At 68.4% G+C, this 23,057-nt stretch carries 18 protein-coding genes and 1 pseudogene; 10 read left to right on the forward strand and 9 right to left on the reverse strand.

The window, feature by feature from the left end; translation table 11 throughout:
- Position 1 precedes the first annotated feature (1 nt).
- A complete protein-coding gene (locus JOE57_RS10345; protein WP_204917704.1) occupies positions 2-529 on the reverse strand; it encodes a LytR C-terminal domain-containing protein in 528 nt (175 codons plus the stop codon).
- A 52-nt stretch (positions 530-581) separates the two neighbouring features.
- On the reverse strand, positions 582-875 hold the full coding sequence (locus JOE57_RS10350) for a type II toxin-antitoxin system VapB family antitoxin (protein ID WP_204917706.1): 294 nt from the start codon (positions 873-875) through the stop codon (positions 582-584).
- 107 nt (positions 876-982) lie between these two features.
- On the opposite strand from JOE57_RS10350, the gene JOE57_RS10355 reads away from it, so the two are divergent.
- Positions 983-2,584 (forward strand): helicase HerA-like domain-containing protein, encoded by a 1,602-nt coding sequence (locus tag JOE57_RS10355; protein ID WP_204917708.1) that lies wholly within the window; start codon positions 983-985, stop codon positions 2,582-2,584.
- 55 nt (positions 2,585-2,639) lie between these two features.
- On the forward strand, positions 2,640-3,506 hold the full coding sequence (locus JOE57_RS10360) for an NAD-dependent epimerase/dehydratase family protein (RefSeq protein WP_204917710.1): 867 nt from the start codon (positions 2,640-2,642) through the stop codon (positions 3,504-3,506).
- Positions 3,507-3,629: 123 nt separating this feature from the next.
- Here JOE57_RS10360 and JOE57_RS10365 read toward each other — a convergent pair whose 3' ends face one another.
- Positions 3,630-3,767 carry a hypothetical protein gene (locus JOE57_RS10365; protein ID WP_204917712.1) on the reverse strand — a complete coding sequence of 46 codons (138 nt, stop codon included), beginning with the start codon at positions 3,765-3,767 and terminating at the stop codon, positions 3,630-3,632.
- Positions 3,768-4,728: 961 nt separating this feature from the next.
- The gene (locus JOE57_RS10370; protein WP_338041254.1) at positions 4,729-5,787 is read right to left on the reverse strand and encodes a beta-ketoacyl-ACP synthase 3; all 1,059 of its coding nucleotides are present in this window, start codon (positions 5,785-5,787) and stop codon (positions 4,729-4,731) included.
- A gap of 113 nt (positions 5,788-5,900) precedes the next feature.
- On the opposite strand from JOE57_RS10370, the gene JOE57_RS10375 reads away from it, so the two are divergent.
- From JOE57_RS10375 to JOE57_RS10390, 4 genes are read left to right on the forward strand one after another with little or no spacing between them, the layout of a single operon-like run.
- Positions 5,901-6,482, forward strand: coding sequence for a 2-oxoacid:acceptor oxidoreductase family protein (locus tag JOE57_RS10375; RefSeq protein WP_204917714.1), 582 nt, complete (start codon positions 5,901-5,903; stop codon positions 6,480-6,482).
- Positions 6,475-7,731, forward strand: a complete 1,257-nt coding sequence (locus JOE57_RS10380) for a transketolase C-terminal domain-containing protein (protein ID WP_204917716.1) — start codon at positions 6,475-6,477, stop codon at positions 7,729-7,731. The genes JOE57_RS10375 and JOE57_RS10380 overlap by 8 nt, the downstream gene beginning before the upstream one ends.
- 23 nt (positions 7,732-7,754) lie before the next feature.
- Positions 7,755-8,777 carry a thiamine pyrophosphate-dependent enzyme gene (locus JOE57_RS10385; protein WP_204917718.1) on the forward strand — a complete coding sequence of 341 codons (1,023 nt, stop codon included), beginning with the start codon at positions 7,755-7,757 and terminating at the stop codon, positions 8,775-8,777.
- Between the two features lies 1 nt (position 8,778).
- Entirely contained in the window at positions 8,779-10,413 is a 1,635-nt protein-coding gene (locus tag JOE57_RS10390; RefSeq protein WP_204917719.1) for an NAD(P)-binding protein, read from the forward strand.
- A 19-nt stretch (positions 10,414-10,432) separates the two neighbouring features.
- On the opposite strand, the gene JOE57_RS10395 is transcribed toward JOE57_RS10390, so the two are convergent.
- Positions 10,433-11,554, reverse strand: coding sequence for a baeRF11 domain-containing protein (locus tag JOE57_RS10395; protein WP_204917721.1), 1,122 nt, complete (start codon positions 11,552-11,554; stop codon positions 10,433-10,435).
- A gap of 186 nt (positions 11,555-11,740) precedes the next feature.
- On the opposite strand from JOE57_RS10395, the gene JOE57_RS10400 reads away from it, so the two are divergent.
- The gene (locus tag JOE57_RS10400) at positions 11,741-12,367 is read left to right on the forward strand and encodes an LON peptidase substrate-binding domain-containing protein (RefSeq protein ID WP_204917723.1); all 627 of its coding nucleotides are present in this window, start codon (positions 11,741-11,743) and stop codon (positions 12,365-12,367) included.
- 31 nt (positions 12,368-12,398) lie between these two features.
- On the opposite strand, the gene JOE57_RS10405 is transcribed toward JOE57_RS10400, so the two are convergent.
- Positions 12,399-13,985, reverse strand: coding sequence for an FG-GAP repeat protein (locus JOE57_RS10405; protein ID WP_204917725.1), 1,587 nt, complete (start codon positions 13,983-13,985; stop codon positions 12,399-12,401).
- Between the two features lie 235 nt (positions 13,986-14,220).
- Between JOE57_RS10405 and JOE57_RS10410 the strand changes: the two genes are divergently transcribed.
- The gene (locus JOE57_RS10410; RefSeq protein ID WP_204917727.1) at positions 14,221-14,709 is read left to right on the forward strand and encodes a hypothetical protein; all 489 of its coding nucleotides are present in this window, start codon (positions 14,221-14,223) and stop codon (positions 14,707-14,709) included.
- Positions 14,710-14,815: 106 nt separating this feature from the next.
- On the opposite strand, the gene JOE57_RS10415 is transcribed toward JOE57_RS10410, so the two are convergent.
- Positions 14,816-15,895: a class I SAM-dependent methyltransferase gene (locus JOE57_RS10415; protein WP_204917728.1), complete on the reverse strand. Its 1,080-nt coding sequence runs from the start codon at positions 15,893-15,895 to the stop codon at positions 14,816-14,818.
- A gap of 175 nt (positions 15,896-16,070) precedes the next feature.
- Between JOE57_RS10415 and JOE57_RS10420 the strand changes: the two genes are divergently transcribed.
- Both JOE57_RS10420 and JOE57_RS10425 read left to right on the forward strand, forming a co-directional pair.
- The gene (locus JOE57_RS10420) at positions 16,071-17,066 is read left to right on the forward strand and encodes an IS481 family transposase (protein WP_204916074.1); all 996 of its coding nucleotides are present in this window, start codon (positions 16,071-16,073) and stop codon (positions 17,064-17,066) included.
- A 118-nt stretch (positions 17,067-17,184) separates the two neighbouring features.
- Positions 17,185-19,935, forward strand: a complete 2,751-nt coding sequence (locus tag JOE57_RS10425) for an AAA family ATPase (RefSeq protein ID WP_204917730.1) — start codon at positions 17,185-17,187, stop codon at positions 19,933-19,935.
- Between the two features lie 17 nt (positions 19,936-19,952).
- On the opposite strand, the gene JOE57_RS10430 is transcribed toward JOE57_RS10425, so the two are convergent.
- Positions 19,953-21,590, reverse strand: coding sequence for an MFS transporter (locus JOE57_RS10430; protein WP_204917732.1), 1,638 nt, complete (start codon positions 21,588-21,590; stop codon positions 19,953-19,955).
- A gap of 478 nt (positions 21,591-22,068) precedes the next feature.
- A pseudogene (locus JOE57_RS10435) lies at positions 22,069-23,034 on the reverse strand (aldo/keto reductase).
- Positions 23,035-23,057: the final 23 nt, after the last annotated feature.

The following is a 23,057-nucleotide window of genomic DNA, read 5'->3' on the forward strand; positions in this document are numbered from 1 at the left end:
CTCAGCCACCCACCGCGGGCGACGGGCTCTTGCTCGCGGGCAGACAGACGGTCTGGCTCTTCACCGCGATGCTCGTCTTCGCCTTGCTGTTGAACCCGGCGTACTTGTTGCCGACCAGGACGTCGACGGTGTGGTCGGCGCGCTTGTCAGCCTTGACACTGGCTGACTTAAAGAAGCTCTTCACCAACAGCACCTCTGGGTTCTTCGCGTTGGCCCCGATGATCACTGTCTTGGACACCGCCTGCTCGGTGTTCGACACCTTGGCGACCTTGAACTCCTTGGCCCGCATGGCTCGCGCGATGTCCCCGGCCAGTCCACGCTTGTTGCCACCGTTGAAGATGTTCACCGTCACCTGGCTGGACCGGAGCCGGCCCTTGTCCACCGACGTGTTGACGCAGGGCTTCGCCGCCGGTGGCGGGGTGGGTGCGATCACGTTCTGCCAACCCCACCAGGCTCCGTAACAGAGCACCGCCAGCAGAGCGAGCAACGTCAGCGGTGTCCGGACGATCCGAAAGACACGACCTATCACCGACCGACCCTCCCTTGGGTGTACCGAATCGGTAGCCTACCCGGCCGCATGCTTACTTGAGATCAAGCACGCGGGCGTGCATGGTCTGGCGCTGCTGCAGGGCCGCGCGGAGGGCCCGATGCAGGCCGTCCTCCAGATACAGCTCACCGCGCCACGAGACCACGTGGGCGAAAAGGTCGCCATAGAAGGTGGAGTCCTCCTCCAGCAGGGCCTCGAGGTCCAGCGTCCGTTTGGTGGTGACGAGCTGGTCCAAACGCACCTGGTGGGGCGCAATGGCAGCCCACTGCTTCTGCACGTAGCCATGGTCTGGGTACGGGCGTACGTCACCAACGCGCTTGAAAATCACTGTGTCACTCTAGTCAACGTTGCCGCTCATCTGTGAACACGGCCACGTTACGATTTGAACGCGGGTCGGGGTTCACTGCACAGCGGCGATATGCAACGCTGGCCGCCATGACGGATGAAGCGGTCGGCGCAGAGGGCAGGGCCGCCGAGGTTCAGAGCATTGCCGACGGCTACACCTTCGACGAGCCGGCGATCGAGCTGGGCGTACTGATGGAGGATGACGCATCCGTGCCGACGGCCAAGATCCGGATCCCGCTGGCGATGCTCAACCGGCACGGCCTGGTGGCGGGTGCCACCGGCACCGGCAAGACCAAAACGCTGCAGCTGATGGCCGAGCAGATCTCCGCCGCTGGGGTGCCGGTCTTCGCAGCCGACATCAAGGGTGACCTGTCCGGCATCGCCTCGCCCGGCCAGCCGAATGAGAAGCTGCTGGCGCGGACCCAGAAGATCGGCCAGGACTGGCAGCCGACGGCGTGTCCGACCGAGTTCTTCGCCCTTGGCGGGCAGGGCCTGGGGATCCCGCTGCGCGCCACCATGAGCTCGTTCGGACCGGTGCTGCTGTCCAAGGTGCTGGGCCTCAACGACGTCCAGGAGTCGTCGCTCGGCCTGGTGTTCCACTATGCCGACCTGCAGGGCCTGCCGCTGCTGGACCTGGCCGATCTGCAGGCCGTGCTGCAGCATCTGACCAGTGACGAGGGCAAGGCGGAACTCAAGGGCATCGGCGGCCTGTCCGCAGCGACGGTCGGGGTGATCCTGAGGTCGCTGATCACATTCTCCGACCAGGGCGCGGAGGCCTTCTTCGGCGAGCCGGAGTTCGACACCGCTGACTTCCTCCGGGTCACCAGGGACGGGCGCGGAGTGGTGTCGCTGCTCGAGCTGCCCAACCTGCAGGACCGGCCGGCCGTGTTCTCCACCTTCCTGATGTGGCTGCTCGCCGACCTGTTCCACGACCTGCCCGAGGTCGGCGACATCGACAAGCCGAAACTGGTCTTCTTCTTCGACGAAGCGCATCTGCTGTTCAAGGACGCCTCCAAGGCCTTCCTCGACGCCATCGCCCAGACCGTGAGGCTGATCAGGTCCAAGGGGGTGGGTGTCTTCTTCGTCACCCAGACGCCCAAGGATGTTCCGGACGACGTGCTGGCGCAGCTCGGGTCGCGAGTCCAGCACCAGTTGCGGGCGCACACCCCGAACGACGCCAAGGCGCTCCGGCAGACTGTGGCGACGTTCCCCCACTCGCACTACGACCTGGCCGAGACGCTGCAACAGCTGGGGATCGGCGAGGCGATCGTCACCGTGATGGACCCGGACGGCGCTCCGACACCGGTGGCCTGGACGCGGATGCGTGCGCCCCAGTCGCTGATGGCGCCGACACCCGAGGACCAGCTCCGCACCGGCATCGCCGTCTCGGCCCTGATGGCCCGCTACGGCCAGCCGATCGACCGTCAGTCTGCCCGCGAGATGCTGGCAGCCAGGCTCGAAGCCGGGGCCCGGGCGGCCGAGGCGGAGGCCGAGGCCGACGAACGGGCCCGACAGGACCGAGAGCCGTCGGCGCCGAGGTCGCAACAGCGAAGCCCGAGGACGACGCGCAGCAGACCGCAGAAGGGGATCGTCGAGGAGGTCGTCGGGTCGACTGCCTTCCGGCAGCTGGCGCGTACGGCGACCCGGGAGATCTTCCGGGGACTGTTCGGCACCGCCCGGCGTCGGCGCTGACCTCGGTGGTCCACCGCAGCAGCTGATCAAGACGAGCAGGAACGAGGAGAGACTGATGGAGAGAGTGTTGGTGACCGGTGGTTGCGGTCGGCTCGGCCGGGCGGTGGTGGCCGAGCTGGTGGCTGCGGACTATCCGGTCACGGTGGTGGATCGCGTGCCGCGGCCGGACTGGCTTCCGGACAGCATCCCGCAGATCCAGCTGGACAGTCGCGATGTCGGGCAGGTGGCCGGCGCCCTGCGCGGCTGTGACGCCGTGATCAACCTCGGTGCGATCCCGCGGCCCTGGTTGCACCCGGACGAGGTGGTCTTCACCAACAACACCTCCGCCACCTTCGCGGTGCTGCAGGCGGCCGCGCTGCTGGGGATCAAGCGGGTGGCGCATGCCTCCAGCGCCTCCGCCTACGGCACGCCGTACTCGCCGCAGCACAGCCACGCCCGCTACGTGCCGGTGGACGAGGACCATCCGCTGGTCAACTCCGACCCGTACGGACTGTCCAAGGAGGTGGACGAGCGGACTGCGGAGATGTTCTGTCGGCGTGAGGGCATGTCGATCGCGTGTCTGCGGTTCCACTGGGTGTCCGAGCGGGAGGAGCAGCTCGCCGCGGCCGAACGCTGCCGGACCAGCCCGGACCTTGATCATGAGCTGCGCAACCTGTGGTCCTACATCGACATCCGTGACGCTGCCCGAGCCTGCCGGCTGGCCATTGAAGCAGCGAAGGAGAAGCCGTACGGTTTCGCACCGCTGAACATCGTTGCAGCCGACACCCTGTCCGAGGTGCCGACCGAGGAACTGATCCGCCGGCATGCGCCGGACATCGAGATCAGGTCAGCCCTGCCCGGTCACCGTGGCAACTTCGCCATCGACCGGGCCGAGAAGATCATCGGCTGGCGCCCGTTGCACTCGTGGCGTGACCCTGAGTGAGCCAGCCGGCCTGCGCACCGGCCGCTGAGACCACACATCCCGTCACCGCTTGTTCTGTGGTGACGGGGATGTGTGGGCTTCGGGGAGGGTTGTGGGGTGGGGTCATGCCGGTTGGGCGAGAGGTCATCCAGCGCGACGAGGCTGGCGAGTCGTCCGAGTGCGGCTCCGGCCCTGCCGACGGCTCGGCTTGGCGGCGCGGCGCTCGTCCATCGCGTTGAGGAAGGCGGCGTAGCCTCCGGCGAGGTTGACGGTGTCGTACATGGTGGTGTCCTTTCAGTGTGCTGATGCAGGGTGGTGGGTATGACGTCATGTGACGTCACGGTGTGTCGTGCGGTGCGGGTGGTCAGGCCGGCGACTTGACCGGTGCTGCTCGCCAGAGTCGCGCCAGGCGAGGCAAACGGAGCCGGCGGGAGTCGGCAGCTGCCGGCGCCCGATCGGCCAGAGCCTGAAGCAGGGCGGAACGCTCGGCCGCAAGCGCGCTGAGGTTCGGTCCCTGAGTGAGGCCGTGGGTGTGGGGATCAGCGACAAGAGCGTCGCGAACGGCCCACTGGTTGAGGTCAAGGACCTCGCTGGAGCGATACATGTCGCCTTCTCCTTGGATGTGATGAGGTTGAGCTGTGCGGTGTGGTGTCGCGGTGACACCACTATGACATCACAATGACGTCATAGTCAAGCAGGTTGGCGTCAGCAAAATGGCAGGGTGGGTGAGGCGGGACGCAGGGTTGTCTGAGGCAGGACGTCTTCGACTCCGGGCGCCGCGCCCGAGAACTTATGGGCGTGCCTGACTCCGGTCGCAGCCGAAGGGGTTGACGAGGGTAGGCGGCTCCGCCGGATGGGGGCCTGGCGTCGCCGAAGAGGTCAGAGCGTGCCCTGAGCCTGTCGAAGGGAGGTCAGCGACGCACGATGCCCGAGACGGTGCCGCTGAGGTCCTCGACGAGGGCAGCGGCGGCCGGAAGAGCGGCCTCCGCGCCAACTGGGCTGTTGGTGAACGTGATCAAGGGGAAGGCACCTCCTCTCCGGTAGCTGTCGGCCCCGATGATCGAACGCCATCAGGGCGGTGATGATCAGCTGTGACGATCATCGGGCCCGAACCACTCGGGCGTTCACCAGCGTACGCAGGGCGATCCAGGGCGGACCACTGATTTATCGCGCCGATGATCACGTCTGGGGCCCGTGCGGAACCGGTTCTGCACAGAAGTGTGCGGAGTTATGCGTCGTGCGGTCAGCCGCTCTGGGCGCCGACCGCGGTCGGGCTTGGCCGGCTGCGGCGCGGGGTGCGGACCACCTGCCCGGCGTAGGCGAAGCCGCCGCCGAAGCCGTACAGCAGCACCGGCACATCGGCCGGCAGCTCGCCCGCCTGCCACAGCTTGGAGAAGGCCATCGGGATGCTCGCTGCGGAGGTGTTGCCGGACTCGCTGATGTCGGTCGCGACGATCGCGTTCTCCATCCCCAGTTGACGGGCGAGCGGCTCGATGATCCGGCGGTTGGCCTGGTGCGCCACCAGGGCGCGGATGTCGGCCAGCTGGTAGCCGGCGGTCTGCACCGTGGCCCGGGCGATGTCGGCCGCCTCGCTGATGGCCCACTTGAAGACGGACTTCCCCTCCTGGGCGAACTTCAGGCTGGGCGCCACGATCCGGACGGCGTCCGCCAGCTCCGGCTCCGAGCCCCAGGTGACGTCGCTGACTCCTCGGATGTCGCTACGCCGGATGACGAAGGCGCCGGCGGCGTCGGCCACCAGGATGCAAGTGGTCCGATCGGTCCAGTCGGTGTAGTCACTCAGCTTCTCGGCGCCGATGACCAGTGCCGTCGTCGCTGCACCGGCGCGGATCGCCTGGTCGGCGATGGCCAGCGCGTGGGCGAAGCCCGAGCAGGCGGCGTTGATGTCGAAGATCGCCGGGCGGCCTGCGCCGAGGGCGGCCGAGACCCGGCCTGCGGTGCTGGGGGAGCGGTCGGTAGCGGTGCAGCTCGCCACCACGATCAGGTCGACCTCAGCAGCGGTGATGCCCGCGTCAGCGAGCGCCGCCTGGGCCGCCTGGATCGCCATATCGGCCACGGTCTCGTCGTCGGCGGCGAGATGTCGGGTGACGATGCCGGTTCGCTGCTGGATCCACTCGTCGTTGGTCTCGACGATCTTCGCCAGGTCATCGTTGGTCACCACCCTGCTGGGCTGGTAGTGCCCGACGCCGATGAGCTCGGATCCGGCGATGCCGGTGCCCGCCGTGTCCGAGCCTGCTGTATCCGTGGCGCCCGCCGCGCCCGATGTTTCCGGAGTGGTTGTCACGTCCCGACTGTAGCGAACGCGGCCGGCCTCGACTCCTCTCACCGGCGCCGACGGGGACGAAAGGCCCTACCTCCGGGGCGGGTCCCGGCCTAGTCTCCGAAACAGGAGGCGGGATGTTCAACGTACGCATTCACGGTCGCGGCGGCCAGGGCGCCGTCACAGCCGCGGAGATGCTGTCTGTCGCAGCTTTCGACGAGGGCATGCACGCGCAGGCGTTTCCCACCTTCGGATCCGAGCGCACCGGCGCGCCGGTGGTGTCGTTCTGCCGCATCGACAGTGTGCCGATCCGCATCCATGAGCCGATCGCCGTCCCCGATGCCTTGATCATCTGCGACCCGACCCTGTTGCACCAGGTCAAGGTGTTCGAGGGAGTGGCACCGGAGGCGTACGTCTTGATCAACACCTCACATTCCTTTGCAGAGTTGGGCATCGGCGAGTTCACGTCAGCTTCACAGGAAGGTCGGGCGCTGGCGGTTCCGGCCACCGAATTCGCCCGTCGCCGACTTGGGCGGCCGCTGCCCAATGCGGCCCTGCTCGGGGGTTTCGCCGCCTTGACCGGCGTCGTCGGCATCGGTTCGGTGCTCGACGCGATCCGGCAGCGTTTCGCCGGGCCGGTGGGCGAGGGAAATGCCGCCGCGGCCCAGGACGCCTACGAGTACGTCCTGCAACAGAAGGGGAGCCTGGCCCATGCTTAGTCAGATCGAGGGCTCGCTCGCCGTCGCCAGGGCGGTGGCGCTCTGCCGGCCAGAGGTGATCTCGGCCTACCCGATCTCGCCCCAGACCCACATCGTTGAGGGGCTGTCCGACATGGTCCGCACCGGCGAGCTGAGTCCGTGCGAATACCTGATGGTGGAGTCGGAGTTCGGCGCCATGTCGGCCTGTATCGGCGCTTCTGCTGCCGGTGCTCGCACCTACACCGCGACCGCGAGCCAGGGGCTGCTGTTCATGGCCGAGGCGCTGTTCAACGCCTCTGGGCTCGGCCTGCCGATTGTCATGACGGTGGCCAACCGGGCGATCGGGGCGCCGATCAACATCTGGAACGACCACTCCGACACCATGTCGCAGCGCGACTCCGGTTGGATCCAGCTGTTCGCCGACTCCAACCAGGAAGCGGTCGACCTGCACCTGCAGGCCTTCCGGCTGGCCGAGACGCTCTCGGTCCCGGTGATGGTGTGCATGGACGGCTTCATACTGACCCATGCGGTCGAAGAGGTGGAGCTGCCGGACCAGGAGCAGGTGGACGCCTTCCTGCCGCCGTTCGAACCGCGTCAGATGCTCGACCCCGACGATCCGATGTCGATCGGTGCGATGGTCGGGCCCGAGGCGTTCGCCGAGGTCAAGTTCCTGATGCATGCCAAGCAGGTGGAGGCACTCGACGTCATTCCGCGGATCGCGGCGGAATTCCAGCAGGTCTTCGGCCGAGCCGCCGGCGGCCTGGTCCGCCCCTATCGCACCGATGATGCGGAGACGATCGTCGTCGCGCTGGGTTCGGTGCTGGGCTCGATCGAAGTGGTGGTCGATGCCTTGCGCGAGGAGGGAGTCGCGATCGGGGCCCTGGACGTGACCTGTTTCCGGCCCTGGCCGATCAACGAGGTCCGGGAGGCGCTGGCCGGCGCGAAGCGGGTGATCGTGCTCGAGAAGGCCTTCGCCGTCGGGGCAGGGGGCATCGTCGGGCAGAACACCAGGCTCGCCCTGGCCGGGCTGCCGACCACCGTCTACAACGTCGTCGCCGGTCTGGGCGGCCGGCCGATCACCCGAGCCTCGCTGCGCGGGCTGTTCGACGACGTGCTCGCCGGACGACTGGAGCCCCACCAGCTGCACTTCCTCGATCTCAACCGCGAGCTGGTCGAGCGCGAGCTCGCACGGTCACGGTCGGGCCGACCGGGACCGCATGCGGAGAACATGCTGCGTGAGCTGGGCAGCGTCGGCTCCGGATCGCACTGAGCAGGAGCAGCCGAGGAGAAACCATGGCCGTACAGGAGATCAAGCTCTACCAGGTGGGGACGTTCGTTGCCGGCAACCGGCTGCTCGACCTTGAGCAGCGCTCGGTCCAGGCCCGGATGGACCGCTCCAACTCCATCACGTCAGGACATCGCGCCTGCCAGGGCTGTGGGGAGGTGCTGGGCGCCCGCTACGTCTTGGACGCGGCGATGCGTGCCACCGGCGGCAACATGGTGGCGGTCAACGCCACCGGCTGTCTCGAGGTCTTCTCGACTCCCTACCCGGAGTCCTCCTGGCAGATCCCGTGGCTGCACTCGCTGTTCGGCAACGCGCCCGCGGTGGCCAGCGGGGTCGCCGCTGCGCTGCGGGCCAAGGGTCGCGCCGACACCCGGGTCGTCGGCCAAGCGGGCGACGGCGGCACCGTCGACATCGGTTTCGGCTGCCTGTCGGGGATGTTCGAACGCAACGACGACGTGCTCTTCGTCTGCTACGACAACGAGGGCTATATGAACACCGGCGTCCAGCGCTCGGGCGCCACTCCTCCCGCAGCTCGGACGGCCAACACCAAACCGGTGGGCAGCGAACCCGGCAACGTCTTCGGCCAGGGCAAGAGCGTTCCCCTGATCGCGATGGCGCACGAGATCCCCTACGTTGCGACGGCGACCGTGGCCGAGCTCCGCGACCTGGAGTACAAGGTCGAGAAGGCCATGTCGATGCACGGAGCCCGCTACCTGCACGTGTTCGTGCCCTGCCCTCTGGGCTGGGGGTCGGCATCCAAGGACACCATCCGGATCGCCCGGCTCGCCAAGGAGACCGGCATCTTCCCGGTCTTCGAGGCCGAGCACGGGGTGGTCACCGGTGTCAGCAAGATCCGTCACCAGGTCCCGGTGACGCAGTACCTCCAACTGCAGCGCAGGTTCGCCCACCTGTTCGGCGACCATCCCCGCGACGACGTCGTCGCCCGGATCCAGGCCGGTGCGGACCGCAACATCCAACGTTTCGGACTGCTGGCCGGTCCGGACGACGGCGCAGAACTTCCGGGAGCCTGAGATGGACATACCGTTTGCGATCACCCTCGACGTCGGTTCCAGCAAAGCCAACAAGACCGGCTCCTGGCGGACCGAACGTGCGGTCTACACCGACCGGATGCCGCCGTGCAACAACGCCTGTCCGGCCGGAGAGAACATCCAGGCGTGGCTGTTCGAGGCCGAGGAGGGCGGCGACGGCTACGAGCGTGCCTGGCGCAAGATGATGGAGGAGAATCCGTTCCCGGCAGTGATGGGAAGGGTCTGCTATCACCCCTGTGAGACCTCCTGCAACCGGGCGCAGCTCGACGAGGCCGTCGGCATCAACTCGGTCGAGCGCTTCATCGGTGACGAGGCGATCCGTCAGGGCTGGCGGGTTAGCGTCGACGTCCCGCCGACCGGCAGGCGGGTACTCGTCGTCGGTGCCGGGCCGTCCGGACTCTCGGCCGCCTACCACCTGGCACGTCGCGGCTACGCAGTCACGATCCGCGAGGCAGGGCCGATGGCCGGTGGGATGATGCGGTTCGGCATCCCGCAGTACCGGCTGCCACGCGACGTCCTGGACGCGGAGGTGCAGCGGATCCTCGACCTGGGAGTGACCCTGGAGCTGGACGCCAAGGTGACCGATCTGATGGCGGAGATCAAGCAGGGTTCCTATGACGCGGTCTTCCTCGCCGTCGGCGCCCAGCTGGGCAAGCGTGCCTACATCCCGGCCGGCTCCGCCGCGCACGTGATCGACGCGGTGTCGATGCTGCGCGACCTGGAGGAGGGTGAGCGGCCGTTGCTGGGCCGCAGGGTCGCGATCTATGGCGGCGGCAACACGGCGATGGACGCCGCCCGGACTGCGAAGCGGCTCGGCGCGGCAGAGGCGATCGTGGTCTACCGGCGCACCCGGGACCGGATGCCTGCGCATGAGAGCGAGCTGCGGGAGGCGGAGGAGGAGGGGGTGCTGTTCAAGTGGCTGACCACCATCACCCAGGCGGAGGAGGGAACTCTCACCGTCGAGAAGATGGAGCTGGACGAGAGCGGGTTCCCGCAGCCGACCGGAGAGCTCGAGGAGCTGCAGGCCGACTCGCTGGTGCTGGCGCTCGGCCAGGAGACCGACCTCAGCCTGCTCGACAACGTCCCGGACCTCGAGGTCGAGGACGGCGTCGTCCGAGTGGACGCGTACATGATGACGGGGCATCCCGGGATCTTCGCCGGTGGCGACATGGTCCCGTACGAGCGGTCGGTGACGGTCGGCATCGGCCACGGCAAGAAGGCCGCACGCAACATCGACGCCTGGTTCTCCGGGGTCGTGCCCGAGCCGCGGGTGAAGCATGAGCTGGCCGACTTCAGCACGCTGAACACCTGGTACTACGCGGATGCGCCCAGGGTGCATCGGCCGCAGCTGGAGATGGTCCGGCGGCAGTCGACCTTCGACGAGGTGCTGCAGGGTCTGGACGAGTCGAACGCGCTCTACGAGGCGCGCCGGTGCATGTCCTGCGGCAACTGCTTCTCCTGCGACAACTGCTTCGGGGTCTGCCCCGACAACGCCGTACTCAAGATCGGCAAGCCGGGGGAGAAGTACCTGATCGATCTCGACTACTGCAAGGGTTGCGGCCTCTGCGTGGCCGAGTGTCCCTCCGGAGCCATCCAGATGGTGCCCGAAGACATCTAGTCGATCAGCCGCCGACGGCTCAGACCGGGAAGCGCACCGTCGCTGCGACGGGTCCACCGGCCGGCACGTCGTCGGCGTGCCCAGCGAGGATCCGCGCACCGTTCATCAGGGCACGCCGGGCGATCTCGTCGACGACGTCATAACTGGACGGGTCCCCATGCTCGGTCAGGGTGAGCACTCCCGTCTCATCGTCGATCCGACCTGCGATCGCCTGGTCGATATCGAGCACCAGGGTTTCGACGGCTCCGAACGTGGCCGCACGGGCGATGTCGGACAGCTCGGTCACGGCCCGGCCGGCAGCGGCCCGGTTCTCCAACACTTCCTTGAGCGAGAGCAGATCGGCCGCGTAGATGCCGTCCAGCACCGCCCGGGCAGCATCTGCGAGCTCGCCATCGGACCGCTCCTCCGGGTTCCCGGTGAGGGTCTCGGCGGCGAGCCTGGCCGAGCTGTTGACGGAGCGGTAGATGCTCGCCAGCGGCTCGGCGGCTGCCAGGATCAGCGGCAGGTCGACACCGGTCAGGACGCGGCGGAGGGCGCGGTCGACCGCGCGCGCGTACTGGCCCTGGCGGACCTTCTGGCCCTCAGAGCCACGGATCCGGCCCCCTCCGGGCACGGCTCGGCCGCGGATCGACGGAAGGTTCACCGCACTGGCGATGTCGGTCGGCAGGCCGGCCACCTCGACCTGGTGAGGCGGCAGGTCGGCGGAGATCTCGATCAACCGGACCGAGTTCTGCGCCAGGGCGAGCACGAAGGCCGTCTGCGGGAAGGAGATGGCCCGCAGCAACGGTTTGATCATGAAACGGTCCGACACCTCGACCGAGGATCCCAACCGGTGGGGCAAACGGAACGTCTGGATCGTGTCGGGAGTGGCGAAGATCGTCAGGCTGTTCGCCTGGAACTGCCAGAATTCGCCGTCTTCGATGAGGTCCGCCACCAGCTTGTGGACCGCGTCCACGTCCTCCCGCTCGGCTCCGGCATCCCCGAGCAGCGAGTCTGCGGTCGACAGCAGGTTCTTCAGCTCCAGCCGGGCCGGCTCCGAGTCGACGGGACTGGTGGCGATCGTGAGAGAGACGCAAGCGGGGCGGCGAACGGCCGCCAGCCTCTCCACATCAGCTCTGCTGGGAATGTCGATGTGTAGCACGGGCGCCTCCGAAGGTGTCAACCGACCGCGTCCACGACTGGGGCGTCAACCGACGACGCTTCCGTGAACCTCGGCAGTCTCAGTCTAGTCCCGGGCCGCTGCCCTGGGCAGGGTTGCCTCGGGACAGATTGCGGCCGATTCGGTCGCCGTCGCCGCGGGTTGGGTCGATGTGGTTCTGTAGTGCCCATGGCGCCGATGCCGATGTTCCCGTTGGGTTCCGTGCTGTTCCCCTACATGCCGTTGCAGCTGCGGGTGTTCGAGGAGCGGTACTTGATCATGTTGAAGGAGCTGCTCAGCTCCGACAGCGCCGAGTTCGGGGTCGTGCTGATCGAACGCGGCCAGGAGGTCGGTGGCGGCGAACAGCGGTTCGACACCGGCACCATCGCCCAGGTGGTGGAGCTCGCAGCCGACGAAGGTGTCGTCCAGTTGGCTGCCCAGGGCGAGCATCGGATCCAGGTCCTCGACTGGCTGCCGGAGGAACCGTTCCCCCGAGCCGAAGTTCGTCCGCTGCCCGACCTGGTCTGGGACTCGGAGTTGCACAGCCAGCTGGACCGGACCGAGGGTGTGGTCCGGCGGGCGCTGGCGCTGGCAAGCGAGTTCGACCAGACCCAGTGGTGGGCCGACATCGAGCTCGCGGACGAGCCGTTGCAGCGCTGCTGGCAGCTGGCCGGGATCGCGCCGCTGGGCCCCCTCGACCAGCTCGCGCTGCTGCGCTCGACGTCGACCGAGCAGCTCCTCGTCACACTCGCCCGGTTGAGCCGGGAGGCCACCGAGGCCTGGGCCGCCCCGTGGGGGTCGAACGAGGACAGCTGAGCCGCCGTCGCCGACCCCTGGGGGGAGGCCTTCAGTTCACATCGAAGCCGAACAGGTCATTGGACCCTCGGCCGCCCTGCACCCCCGGCGAGCCGGCGTCGAACGACCTGCTGCCGATCGGGTTCGGGCCGAACTCGAAGGTCTGCAGCTGGGTGAACATGCCGGACTGTGACACCCCGTTGATCGTCTCCCCGGGTACGCCGATGAGCAGGCTGCCCTCGTCGGGCGTCTGGATCAGTGGCGCCGCCACGGAGAGCCCGAAACCGTCACCCGACTCGGGCACGCCGGCGATCCCCTGCATGCTCTGGTCGAAGCGGATGCCGCCTTCGCCGGCCGTGGTCAGGCCCGAGGCTGCGCCGAGCAGGACGGTGACCGATCCTGCGCTCCTGGTCGAGCCGATGGAGTCGTTCGGCGTGCCGATGGCCAGATCGAGCAGCGGCCCGTTGTCCAGCATCGCCATCGCCAGCGAGGCCCCGAACTGGTCGGTCGGTCCCGCCACCCCGGTGACCCCGGGCGAGTCCTGGGACCAGATCTGGTTGTGGCTCGCGGTCAGCCCGGTGGCTGATCCGCGGACGAACGACACGGCGCCCGCGCCGATCGCGATGTGCGGTCCGGCCGGTGTCAGGGTCCCGTTCTCCCCGGGTGCCCCGATCGCCAGGTCGTCGTACCGGTCAGCCGTGACCCGGCCCGCCGCCAGCGCTGAGCCGAACCCGTCCCTGGGCTCGGCCACACCGAGGAAGCCCGGCGTGTCCTGGCTGTAGGTGTGGGCGGCGAGAGCACCGACTCCGGCCCCCTTCTTGCCGGGCAGGATCTGGACGATGCCACGGAAGGCGTCCTCGCCCGGTACGCCGACGGCGAGGTCCGCCACGCCGTTGCCGTCGAAGTCACCGGTGGCCAGGGCGGTGCCGAAGCTGTCGAAGCTCTCCGGGACCCCGGGCACGCCCGGACTCGCCTGGGTGATGAGGACCGACGGAGTAGCGCCCTTGCCGAGTCCGCCGGCGTGGCCGTAGATGACGGCGACCCCTCCGCCCGCGGCCGAGGTGGCCCCTGCCGACACCTCACCGGGGGCGCCGACCACCAGATCGGCGACGCCGTCATCATTCAGATCCCCGAAGCTGAGTTCCCGGCCGAACTGTTCGCTGCTCCGGCTCGACCCGGCTCCGAACAGGCTGTTCTCGGTGAACGACTGGGCGCCCACGGTCCTGATGCCGGTGGGCGACCCGTAGAGCACGACGACCATGCCGCTGTCACTGTTCTCTCCGGGAGAGCCGATCGCCAGATCCGAGCAGCCGTCGCCGTTGAAGTCGGCCAGCACCGAGCTGATGCCGAACAGGTCGTTGTGCTCGCTGGCGCCGGGCACTCCAGCCGAGTCCTGGGTGAAGTACTGGTCGTTGCGGGCCGTGCCCGACGGATCGGCGACCAGGCCGGCCTGAGTGCCGTAGAAGAGGTGGGTGGCTCCCGCGCCATCTGCGTTGAAGGGTTCGCCGACCACCGCCTCAGCATGACCGTCGCCGTTGACGTCCCCGACGATCGGGTCCGTCCCACACGCCGGCGCTGCGGCCGCCGGTGTCGCCGCCCAGCCGAGCAGGCCAGCCGGAATCAGTGCCAGCGCCGCCACGCCGGCTGCAAGTCTTGATCTGCTACTCCACATCGTGTCCCCCAGTTGTCCGTAGCCGTCCTTGACTTTCCACCCTGCAGAGAGCCATGAGGGACGAACAGGGTCCAAGGTCCCGAGTGCTGTGGCGCCCAGAGACCTCGTTGCGCACGCTGGTTCCCGATGGGCAAACTTGCGGAATCAGCAATTAACCGTCTATAGTCAACGCGAACCCCACCACCCCGTCACTGAGGACACCATGAACAATCTCCTGTCCAGGTCCGTCGCCGTCGCCAGCCTCGTCGTCATGGCCGCCGGCTTCACCGGTGGAGCGGCGCAGGCCGCCCCCACCCATCCGGCAAAGCCGGTCACCACCTGCAGCAGCTGGGAGGCCATCGGCAACAGCACGGTCTCCGCCCGCACCTGCGTCACTACCAAGGAGACCGGCAAGAAGGCCGTGAAGGTCCGCGGCGCCGTCCAGGTCAAGAACACCGGAACCGCTACCGCCAAGGTCACCGCCAGCTGGACCGTGTCCAAGACCGTCGGCAAGAAGAAGGCGGTCAAGGTCCGCACCGTCACCGTGCGAAGGGCTCTGCCGGCCACCGGCCGCGCCTACAATCTTGGCGCTCACGGCTCGTACTCCCGGCTGGACGCTGCCGGTCTGGCGGTCGTTCAGTCCAAGATCACCGTGGTCGCACCCAAGACGGGCACCGACACCGAGACCGAGACCAAGACCGCCGATCTCTGAAGCTCGCGCCTGTTGATCTCGGAGACCGACGCCTGCGACCCCGCTCCCTCGTCGAGGGGGCGGGGTCGTCTCGCTTCAGCGGGCCGCAGCGGCCAGTGGCCTCTCGTCACTTGCGTACCTCGAAGACGTTGTTGAACGGCGTGCTGGCGGCCTTGCGAAACGAGCTGAAGCCAGCAGCGACGACCACATCGCGGATGCGGGCGGGACCGGCCTGGGTCCCCAGCGCCAGACCGACGTCCTGGGACAGGGAGGCCGGTGTGCAGAGCAGGGTCGAGAAGCCGTAGTAGACGCGTCCGATCGGGTTGAGGTTGTCCTCGACATGGTCTCCAGCAGCAGGCTCGACGATCATCCAGCTACCGTCGTCGTCGAGAGCGTCGAAGACGTGTCGAGCCGCGCCGACCGGGTCGCCCATGTCATGCAGCGCGTCGAAGGTCGTCACCAGGTCGTAGCGGCTGCCCGAGAAAGCTGCCGCCGACGATGTCTCAAAACTGATCCGATCCAGGACCCCGGCTGTCTCGGCGCGCTCACGCGCGGTCCGAATGGACGGTTCGTGATAGTCGGACCCGATGAAAGTCGAGTTGGGGAAGGCCTGGGCCATCAGTACGGTCGAGGCCCCGAATCCGCAACCGACGTCGGCCACCCGCGCACCCCGGCGCAGCTTCTCGACGGCGCCCTCGAGAGCCGGCAGCCAGCCGTCGACCAGGTTGGCCAGGTAGCCGGGCCGGAAGAACCGCTCGCACCCTTCGTGCACGTCGGAGACATGCTCGTGCCAGCCCAGGCCGTCACCGCTGGGCGCCAGGTCGACGATCCGTGACGAATCCCGGATCGTGCCGTGGGCGATCTGAAACAGCCCAGGGACGAAGGCCGGGCTCGTCTCGTCGGTCAGCGCGACGGCGTGCTCGATCGGCAGGGTGTAGGTCCCGGTGCCGGGGTCGTAGGCGACATAGCCGCCGGCGGCCTGCGCGTTGAGCCATTCCCGTGCGTACTTCTCCCCGGTCTGGGTGTCCTCCGCCAGTTCGGCCGGTGTGGACGGGCCGCGTGCGTTCAGCGCCCGGTAGTAGCCGAGTTTGTCTCCCATCACCACAAGTGCCGCGTTGAGGGCGGCGCCCACCTCGTCGACGGCGCGAAACACGAACGCCATCAGCTTCTCCCCATCGACCGTCTTGACCTCTTCCTGGATGGTCATGCTGTCTGTCCCCTCTGTGCTGCCCGGCCTCTCCGGACCTCCCACTCAGGGTCGGCTAGATGTGATGTCCAGGGAGGTTGTATCGCCGGGGATCGGTGAGCCTGCCTGACAGACGAAGGCCTCCGGTTGTGAAGTGGAGCTGTCTAGTTCACCGCTTCGCTGACCGGAGGCCCTCGTGTCCCACGCTAACGCTGCCCTCACCCCCCGCGCCCGTTTACGGCTCGCCGAACTCGTCGTCGACCGCGGCTGGACCTTCGCCGCCGCTGCGAAGATGTTCATGGTCGCGCCTCGCACAGCGAAGAAGTGGGCCGACCGCTATCGGAGCGAAGGTGCTGCCGGGATGGTCGACCGCAGCTCGCGGCCACATTCGAGCCCGACAAAGACCACGCCGGACGTGGTCCGGCGGATCGTGCGGCTTCGGTGGCGGCACCGGCTCGGCCCGGTCCAGATCGCCGGCCGGCTTGGGATGCAGGCCTCCACCGTGCACGCCGTACTGGTGCGTTGTCGGATCAACCGGCTCTGCCATATCGACCGGGTCACAGGCGAGCCGCTGCGCCGATACGAACACCCACACCCCGGCTCGCTGATCCACGTCGACGTCACCAAGTTCGGCAACATTCCCGATGGTGGTGGATGGCGCTACCTCGGCAAGCAGCAAGGAGATCGCAACCGCGCTGCAACCGACACCCAGCGGCGAAGAGGCCCAGTGCGTGGCCCGCTGATCGGCACCGCATACGTGCATACCGTCATCGATGACCACTCCCGGATGGCCTACGCCGAGATCTGTGCCGACGAGAAGGCAGCGACGGCGATCGAGGTTCTCCATCGTGCCGCGGCATGGTTCACAGACCACGGTGTCACCGTCGAGCGTGTGCTGTCCGACAACGGATCGGCCTACAGGTCCCACGCCTGGCGCGACGCCTGCGCCGAGCTTGGCATCACCCACAAGCGCACACGTCCCTACCGGCCGCAGACCAACGGAAAGATCGAGCGGTTCCACCGCACACTGGCCGACGGGTGGGCCTACGCCCGGTTCTATGAATCAACCGAGCAACGCAACACCGCCCTGCCCGGCTGGCTCCACTTCTACAATCATCACCGAGCCCACTCCGCCATCGGAGGCAAGCCGCCAGTCACCCGGCTGACCAACCTCGCTGGACATCACAGCTAGACGGGCGCTGACCCGCATCAGGTGCCCCACCTAGTCCTTGCGGAGCAGCCCCCTGGGCTGAGATCACCCCCTGCTGCAGGGATCCCAAGGAGCCGCGGTCCCGGATAGGATGACGTGGGTGCTGGTCGGTCGGGATCGGGAGCAGCAACGGATCGGTGCCCTGCTCGCGGCGGCCCGGGTCGGGCAGAGCGGCGTCCTGGTGATCACCGGCGACCCGGGCATCGGCAAGACGGCGTTGCTCGAGCATGCGAAGCGCCTGACCGAGGACATGGTGATCCTGACCGCGGTCGGCACCGACGCGGAGCGCGACCTGCCCTTCGCCGGGCTTGCGCAGCTGCTGCGGCTCACCGCGACTGAGTTGGAGCGGCTGCCTGCGCCGCAGGCCCAGGCTCTGGCGGTCGCGCTGGCCCTGCGGTCCGGCCAGGCCGTTGACCGGTTCTCGGTAGGGGCGGGCCTGCTGACGCTGTTGACCCAGCGCAGTGAGGACCGGCCCCTGTGTCTCGTCATCGATGACGCCCATCTGGTCGATCGTCCGTCCCAGGAGGCCCTGGTCTTCGTCGCGCGGCGCCTGCTCGCCGACGCGGTTGCGCTTATCGTGGCCGCGCGAACCGGCGAACCATGCCTGCTGGTTGCCGACGACCTGCCTCAGCTCAGGTTGGCCGGCATCGACGCGGTGGCGACCCGCGAGCTGGTCGGAGCCGATCTCGGTGTGCTGGCCACCGCGGAACTGTCCGACCGGGTGTTCGCCCTCTCCGGCGGCAACCCGCTGGCGGTGCGTGAGCTGGTGCTCGAGCGGGACCGGCTGCTTTCCCTACCGCCCGACGCGCCGGGGCCACTGTCGGCGGTGTTGGCCGGTTTGTACTCCCGTCGCGCCGCTGACCTGGACCCGGCTGCCGCGACGGCTCTGTTGGTGGCGGCTGCTGCGGGTGAGGATCTGGCGGTGGTGCGCCGAGCCTGTGATGTGTTGGGCGCACCCGTGGCTGCGCTCGCCGACGCGGAGGCGGCGGGTCTGGTGAGCGTGACGGCGGACCGCGTCCGATTCAGGCACCCCCTGGTCAGGTCAGGTGTGTATGCCGCCGCGACCCCGGCGAGGCGGCGGCTGCTGCACGCGGCCATCGCCGATGCCATGGGCGACGCCGCTGCCGACGCCGACCGGCGCTGCTGGCATCGCAGCGAGGCGGCGCTGGGCCCCGACGCGGCGACGGCCGATGAAATGGAAGCGGCAGCCGGACGAGCGGCCGGTCGCGGCGCCTACGCGGTCGCAGCCAAGGCGGCCGAGCGGGCTGCCGTACTGTCGCCGACAGCCGCCGAGCAGGCGGCCAGGTTGAGCGCAGCGGGCACCTGGTCCTGGCATGCAGGTGAGGTCGTCGCAGCGCAGGCCCTGCTGGCGCGGGCGGCAGCCTTGGAGGCGACCTCCACCGGTCGCGTCCGCAGTCGACGACTGCAGGGTGTGATCGCCGCGCGCTGTGGCGCGGTGGATCAGGCCCGCGACCTCTTGATGCACGCCGGAGCCGAGTCGCCGGACGCCTCTGAGGCCATCGCCTGTTATGCCGAGGCCATCGATGCCTGCTACTACCTGGGTGATGCGGCTACGGCAGTGCTGGCCGCCGAGCGGGTCGAGACCCTGCTCAGGCAGGCCGACGCCGAGGCCGGCGTGCTGGGTCTCATTGCGGCCGGAATGGCCAAGGTGCTGGCCGGTCAGGACGGAGCGCCGCTGATTCGGGAGGCCGTGCAGCGGGCGGAACGGGCCGGAATCGCCACACCCGGGCAGGACGCGGCCGTCGGACAGCCGTACGAGGCTTTCTGGCTGGTGATGGGTCCGATGTTCCTCCGTGACTCCGGCGGGGGTCGCGAGCTGGTGCAGCGGGTGGTGGCGGACCAGCGGGCCCGGTCGGCGATCGGCGCCCTGCCCCATCTGCTGTTTCACATCGCCCGCGACGAGGCCACGACAGACCGTTGGGCCAACGCCGAGGCTGACTACAACGAGGCGATCGGGCTGGCCCGCGAGTCCGGCCAGAGCACGGAACTGGCGATGTCGCTGGCCGGGCTGTGCTGGCTTGAGGCCCGCCAGGGTCGATCCGGTGAGGCGAGGACCCATGCCGCCGAGACCCTGCAGCTGTCTGAGACCCATCGCGTCGAGATCGGCCGGATCTGGGCGCTGTTCGCGCTGGGGGACCTTGCGCTGGGGTACGGATCGATCGCGTCGTCGCTGGAGCACTACCGTTCGGTCGATAGGGTGCTCGGCCAGCTGGGGCTGCTCGACGTGGACCTGTCCCCGGTCCCCGAGCTGGTCGAGGCCATGCTGCGCTGCGGAGAGACCGGCGGGACGGCGGTGATGAGCCGGACCTATCAGGACCGGGCCGTCGCGAAGGGCCAACCGTGGGCGCTGGCGCGAGCGGCCCGGACGCAGGCGCTGTTGTGCGATGACGCCCAGCTCGACGAAGCATTCGGCCGGGCCCTCGAACTGCACACTGCGACTCTCGACGCCTTCGAGCGGGCCCGCACCCAGCTCAGCTACGGCGGTCGGCTGCGGCGAGCACGCCGCCGGGTCGATGCCCGGGCAATGCTGAGCTCGGCGCTCGAGACCTTCACCCGGCTGGGATCGCGGCCCTGGGCCGAGGCTGCCGCCGACGAGCTCCAGGCCACCGGGATGACCATTGCCCGGCCGGGGCAGAACCCGATCAGCAGGCTCACCCCCCGCGAGCTGCAGATCGCGGTGCCGTTGGCCGACGGACGCACCATCCGTCAGGTGGCGAGCGCGCTGTTCCTCAGCCCCAAGACGGTCGAGTACCACCTCCGAAACGTCTACCGGAAGTTCGGCATCGACTCACGTTCCCAGCTCGCCGCCCGGATGAGCGAGCAGCGGTAGCGCACCCCCTGACCGGCCTAGGAGGGCTCCTGCGCTGCGGAATCGTCCGGATGCGGAGAGAGCGAGTTGCGTGCGGTACCCGGCGGGAGGAGATGCTGGGCGCGCGGCGTTCCGACGACGTGGGCGAAGGTCGCGTCTTCGATCGCCTGGTCCTCGGCGGTGAGGCGTCCGTCGTGCTGCCGTTGGTGCTCCTGCCAGGTCGGCACCTGGAACTGTTCGAAGAAGAGGTCAGGGCTCTCGCCGACCCGGTAAAGGTCCCAGCGTGAGGCGCCGCTGCGCAGTCGAGAGCGGCGCATCGACTCCATCGCCTGAAGGAAGGCCTCCTCCTCGTCGGCTGACACCTCGTATTCGATGGACACCATGATCGGTCCGGCATCCGGCTCCGGTTCGAGGGCCACCGTTGTCGGGCCCCAGTAGGCCATCGGCGAGCGGTCCAGATGTTGGTTCTCGGGGACCTTCAGCACCAGGCCGCCGATCGCGCTGACCGCCACCAGGACGGCGGCGGCCAGCACGGACGTCCTCAGACCCCGTTGCTGGGTGACCAGTCCCCAGATCGGCGAGGCGACCGCCTGGGCGCCCAGGAAGACCATGAGATAGATCGCGATGGCCCGGGCACGCACCCAGCCGGGCAGGAACAGCTGCAGTTCGGAGATGATGGTGGACACGGTGGCCGTCCAGCCGAAGCCGCACACCACCAGCAGGGGCAGCGCCAGCCAGAGGTTCGGCACCAGCACCACAGACCCGAAGGCGAGTGCGAACGAGATCGCTGCCAGCCCCAGCACCCCGTTGGATGACAGATACCGCTTGACCCAGCCCAGGCATAGTGCGCCGATGACGGCACCGATCCCGAGGGCCGCGAAGAGCAGCCCGTACCCGTCCGCGGCCAGGCCGAGCTGCCGGCTCGCGACCAGCGGCAGCAGCGCCCACACCGCGCAGGCCGGCAGCATGAAGGTGGCCAGGCGCAACAGGATCCTGCGGACCACCGGCTCGTGACGGACATAGCGCCCGCCGGCCACCAGCGCCGGGAGAAAGGGTTCCCGCTCCCGGTGAGTGACGCGTGGACGACGCCAGGCCAGCAGCACGAGGGCCAGGAAGCCGAAGCAGACCGCGTTCATCGCGAAGACGGGCGGGACCCCCCAATGGGCGATCACGAAGCCGGCCAGCGCCGGGCCTGCCGCGCGTGCCACGTTGACGCTGACCATGTCGAGCCGGGTGGCGGCCGCCAGCTCGTTTCTGGGTACCAGGTCGGTGATCAGGGCCTGCCAGGTGGGAGACAGCAGGGCGCCGCCGGCACCGATGGCGAACGTGAACGTGAGCAGCAACGCCGGCGGCATCAGCCCGGCGGCGGTGAGGACAGCGAGCAGGACGGCCACCGCGATGAAGTAGGTCTGCACGCCGAACAGCAGCCAGCGCCGGTCGAACGCGTCGGCCAGCACGCCTGCCGGCAGGGCCAGCAGCATCATCGGCAGCGTGCTTGCGGTCTGCACCAGCGTGACGATGGTGGCCGCGTGCGGGTCGTCGACGAACAGCCACTGGGCTCCGACCGTCTGTGCCCACATGCCGACGCTGCTGACCACGACGCCGAGCCACAGCCAGAAGAAGGCGCGACGTCGAAACGGCGCCCAGGGTGACACGGGCCCCGACTGTTCGCTCATGATCAGGACCCTAGTAGGCCGGGCCGGGTGTGGGCAGTCCCAATGTCTCGCCGAGTGCGGGGGAGAGCGGGAGCCTGACGATACGACTCGGTCGGCTGGCGTTGCCGCCGGTCGCGTCGACGCGGCCGCCACTGAAAAGCGGCACGATCTCGTTGATCGCATTGATCGACCTGGGATAGCTATGAACGGCCGCAGCTGGGTGCCGACCTCGATCAACGACTCCCGATCGTTGCCCACGTGCAGGTTGCCGCGGAGGTGATCCTTGACCTGCGGATCGCAACCACCCAACGAGGTCAGGAGCGAGAACGTGATCAACTCCCGGGGGCCAGCTCCAGACCGTTCCGGGTCAGATGATCAGGTCGAAGCATTCGATCAGCTCCGGATCGGTGGTCGCGAGGGTGGACACCTGCCCGGGGAACAGCTCGTCGTGGTTGCGCCCGGCGTTCTCGCTGATGGTCATGCCTTCTCCTCGCTCGCCTCAGAAACCGGCCGGCAGCTGCGGTACGTACGGAGCCTCAAGGGCGGCGATCTCGTCGTCGGTCAGCCGGACGTCCAGGGCGGCGGCCGCATCGGCCAGGTGGTGCGGCTTGGTCGCCCCGACGATCGGAGCGCTCACCACCGGGTTGTTCAGCACCCAGGCCAGGGCAACCGCCGCCATCGGGATGCCGCGATCAGTGGCGATTCGCTGGACGGTGTCGATGATCTCCTGGTTGCCGTCGCCGAAGAACCTCTGGGCCACCGGGTCAGAGTCCCCGCGGGTCGTGTGCTCCCCGTACGGGCGGGCGAGCCGACCCTTCGCCAGCGGGCTCCAGGGGACGCTACCCACGCCTTCGTCGGCCAGCAGGCCGAACATCTCCCGCTCCTCCTCGCGCTGCAGCAGGTTTTACAGATCCTGCATCGACACGAACCTGGTCCACCCGTTGAGGTCGGCAGCGTGCTGCATCTTGGCGAACTGCCAGGCCCACATCGACGAGGCGCCGAGGTAGCGAGCCTTGCCGGACTTGACCACGTCGTGGAGCGCCTCCATCGTCTCCTCGATCGGTGTGTTCGGATCGAAGCGGTGGATCTGGTAGAGATCGACGTAGTCGGTGCCGAGCCGCGTGAGGGAGGCATCGATCTGCTCCATGATCGCCTTCCGGGACAGGCCCGAGCCACCCGGACCCGCGTGCATCGGAAAGTGCACCTTCGTCGCGAGCACGATGTCCTCGCGGCGGGAGTAGATCTTGATCGCCTTTCCGGTGATCTCCTCAGAGCTCCCCTTCTGGTAGACGTTCGCCGTGTCCCAGAAGTTGATGCCGAGCTCGACGGCCTGCGAGAAGAACGGTCCGGCCTCCTCTTCGCCCAGCGACCACTCGTTGAAGCCGCGATTCTCACCGAAGCTCATGCAACCGAGCGCGATCCGGCTGACCTTCAGTCCAGAGTTGCCGAGGCGGGTGTACTCCATGATCGATTCGTCCCTCTCTGTCC

Source organism: Microlunatus panaciterrae (assembly GCF_016907535.1).
GTDB lineage: Bacteria > Actinomycetota > Actinomycetes > Propionibacteriales > Propionibacteriaceae > Microlunatus > Microlunatus panaciterrae.

Coding starts and splice junctions, on each gene's coding strand:
- JOE57_RS10355 (WP_204917708.1), top strand. CDS start 983: ATGACGGATGAAGCGGTCGGCGCAGAGGGCAGGGCCGCCGAGGTTCAG.
- JOE57_RS10360 (WP_204917710.1), top strand. CDS start 2,640: ATGGAGAGAGTGTTGGTGACCGGTGGTTGCGGTCGGCTCGGCCGGGCG.
- JOE57_RS10365 (WP_204917712.1), bottom strand. CDS start 3,767: ATGTACGACACCGTCAACCTCGCCGGAGGCTACGCCGCCTTCCTCAAC.
- JOE57_RS10375 (WP_204917714.1), top strand. CDS start 5,901: ATGTTCAACGTACGCATTCACGGTCGCGGCGGCCAGGGCGCCGTCACA.
- JOE57_RS10380 (WP_204917716.1), top strand. CDS start 6,475: ATGCTTAGTCAGATCGAGGGCTCGCTCGCCGTCGCCAGGGCGGTGGCG.
- JOE57_RS10385 (WP_204917718.1), top strand. CDS start 7,755: ATGGCCGTACAGGAGATCAAGCTCTACCAGGTGGGGACGTTCGTTGCC.
- JOE57_RS10390 (WP_204917719.1), top strand. CDS start 8,779: ATGGACATACCGTTTGCGATCACCCTCGACGTCGGTTCCAGCAAAGCC.
- JOE57_RS10400 (WP_204917723.1), top strand. CDS start 11,741: ATGGCGCCGATGCCGATGTTCCCGTTGGGTTCCGTGCTGTTCCCCTAC.
- JOE57_RS10410 (WP_204917727.1), top strand. CDS start 14,221: ATGAACAATCTCCTGTCCAGGTCCGTCGCCGTCGCCAGCCTCGTCGTC.
- JOE57_RS10415 (WP_204917728.1), bottom strand. CDS start 15,895: ATGACCATCCAGGAAGAGGTCAAGACGGTCGATGGGGAGAAGCTGATG.
- JOE57_RS10430 (WP_204917732.1), bottom strand. CDS start 21,590: ATGAGCGAACAGTCGGGGCCCGTGTCACCCTGGGCGCCGTTTCGACGT.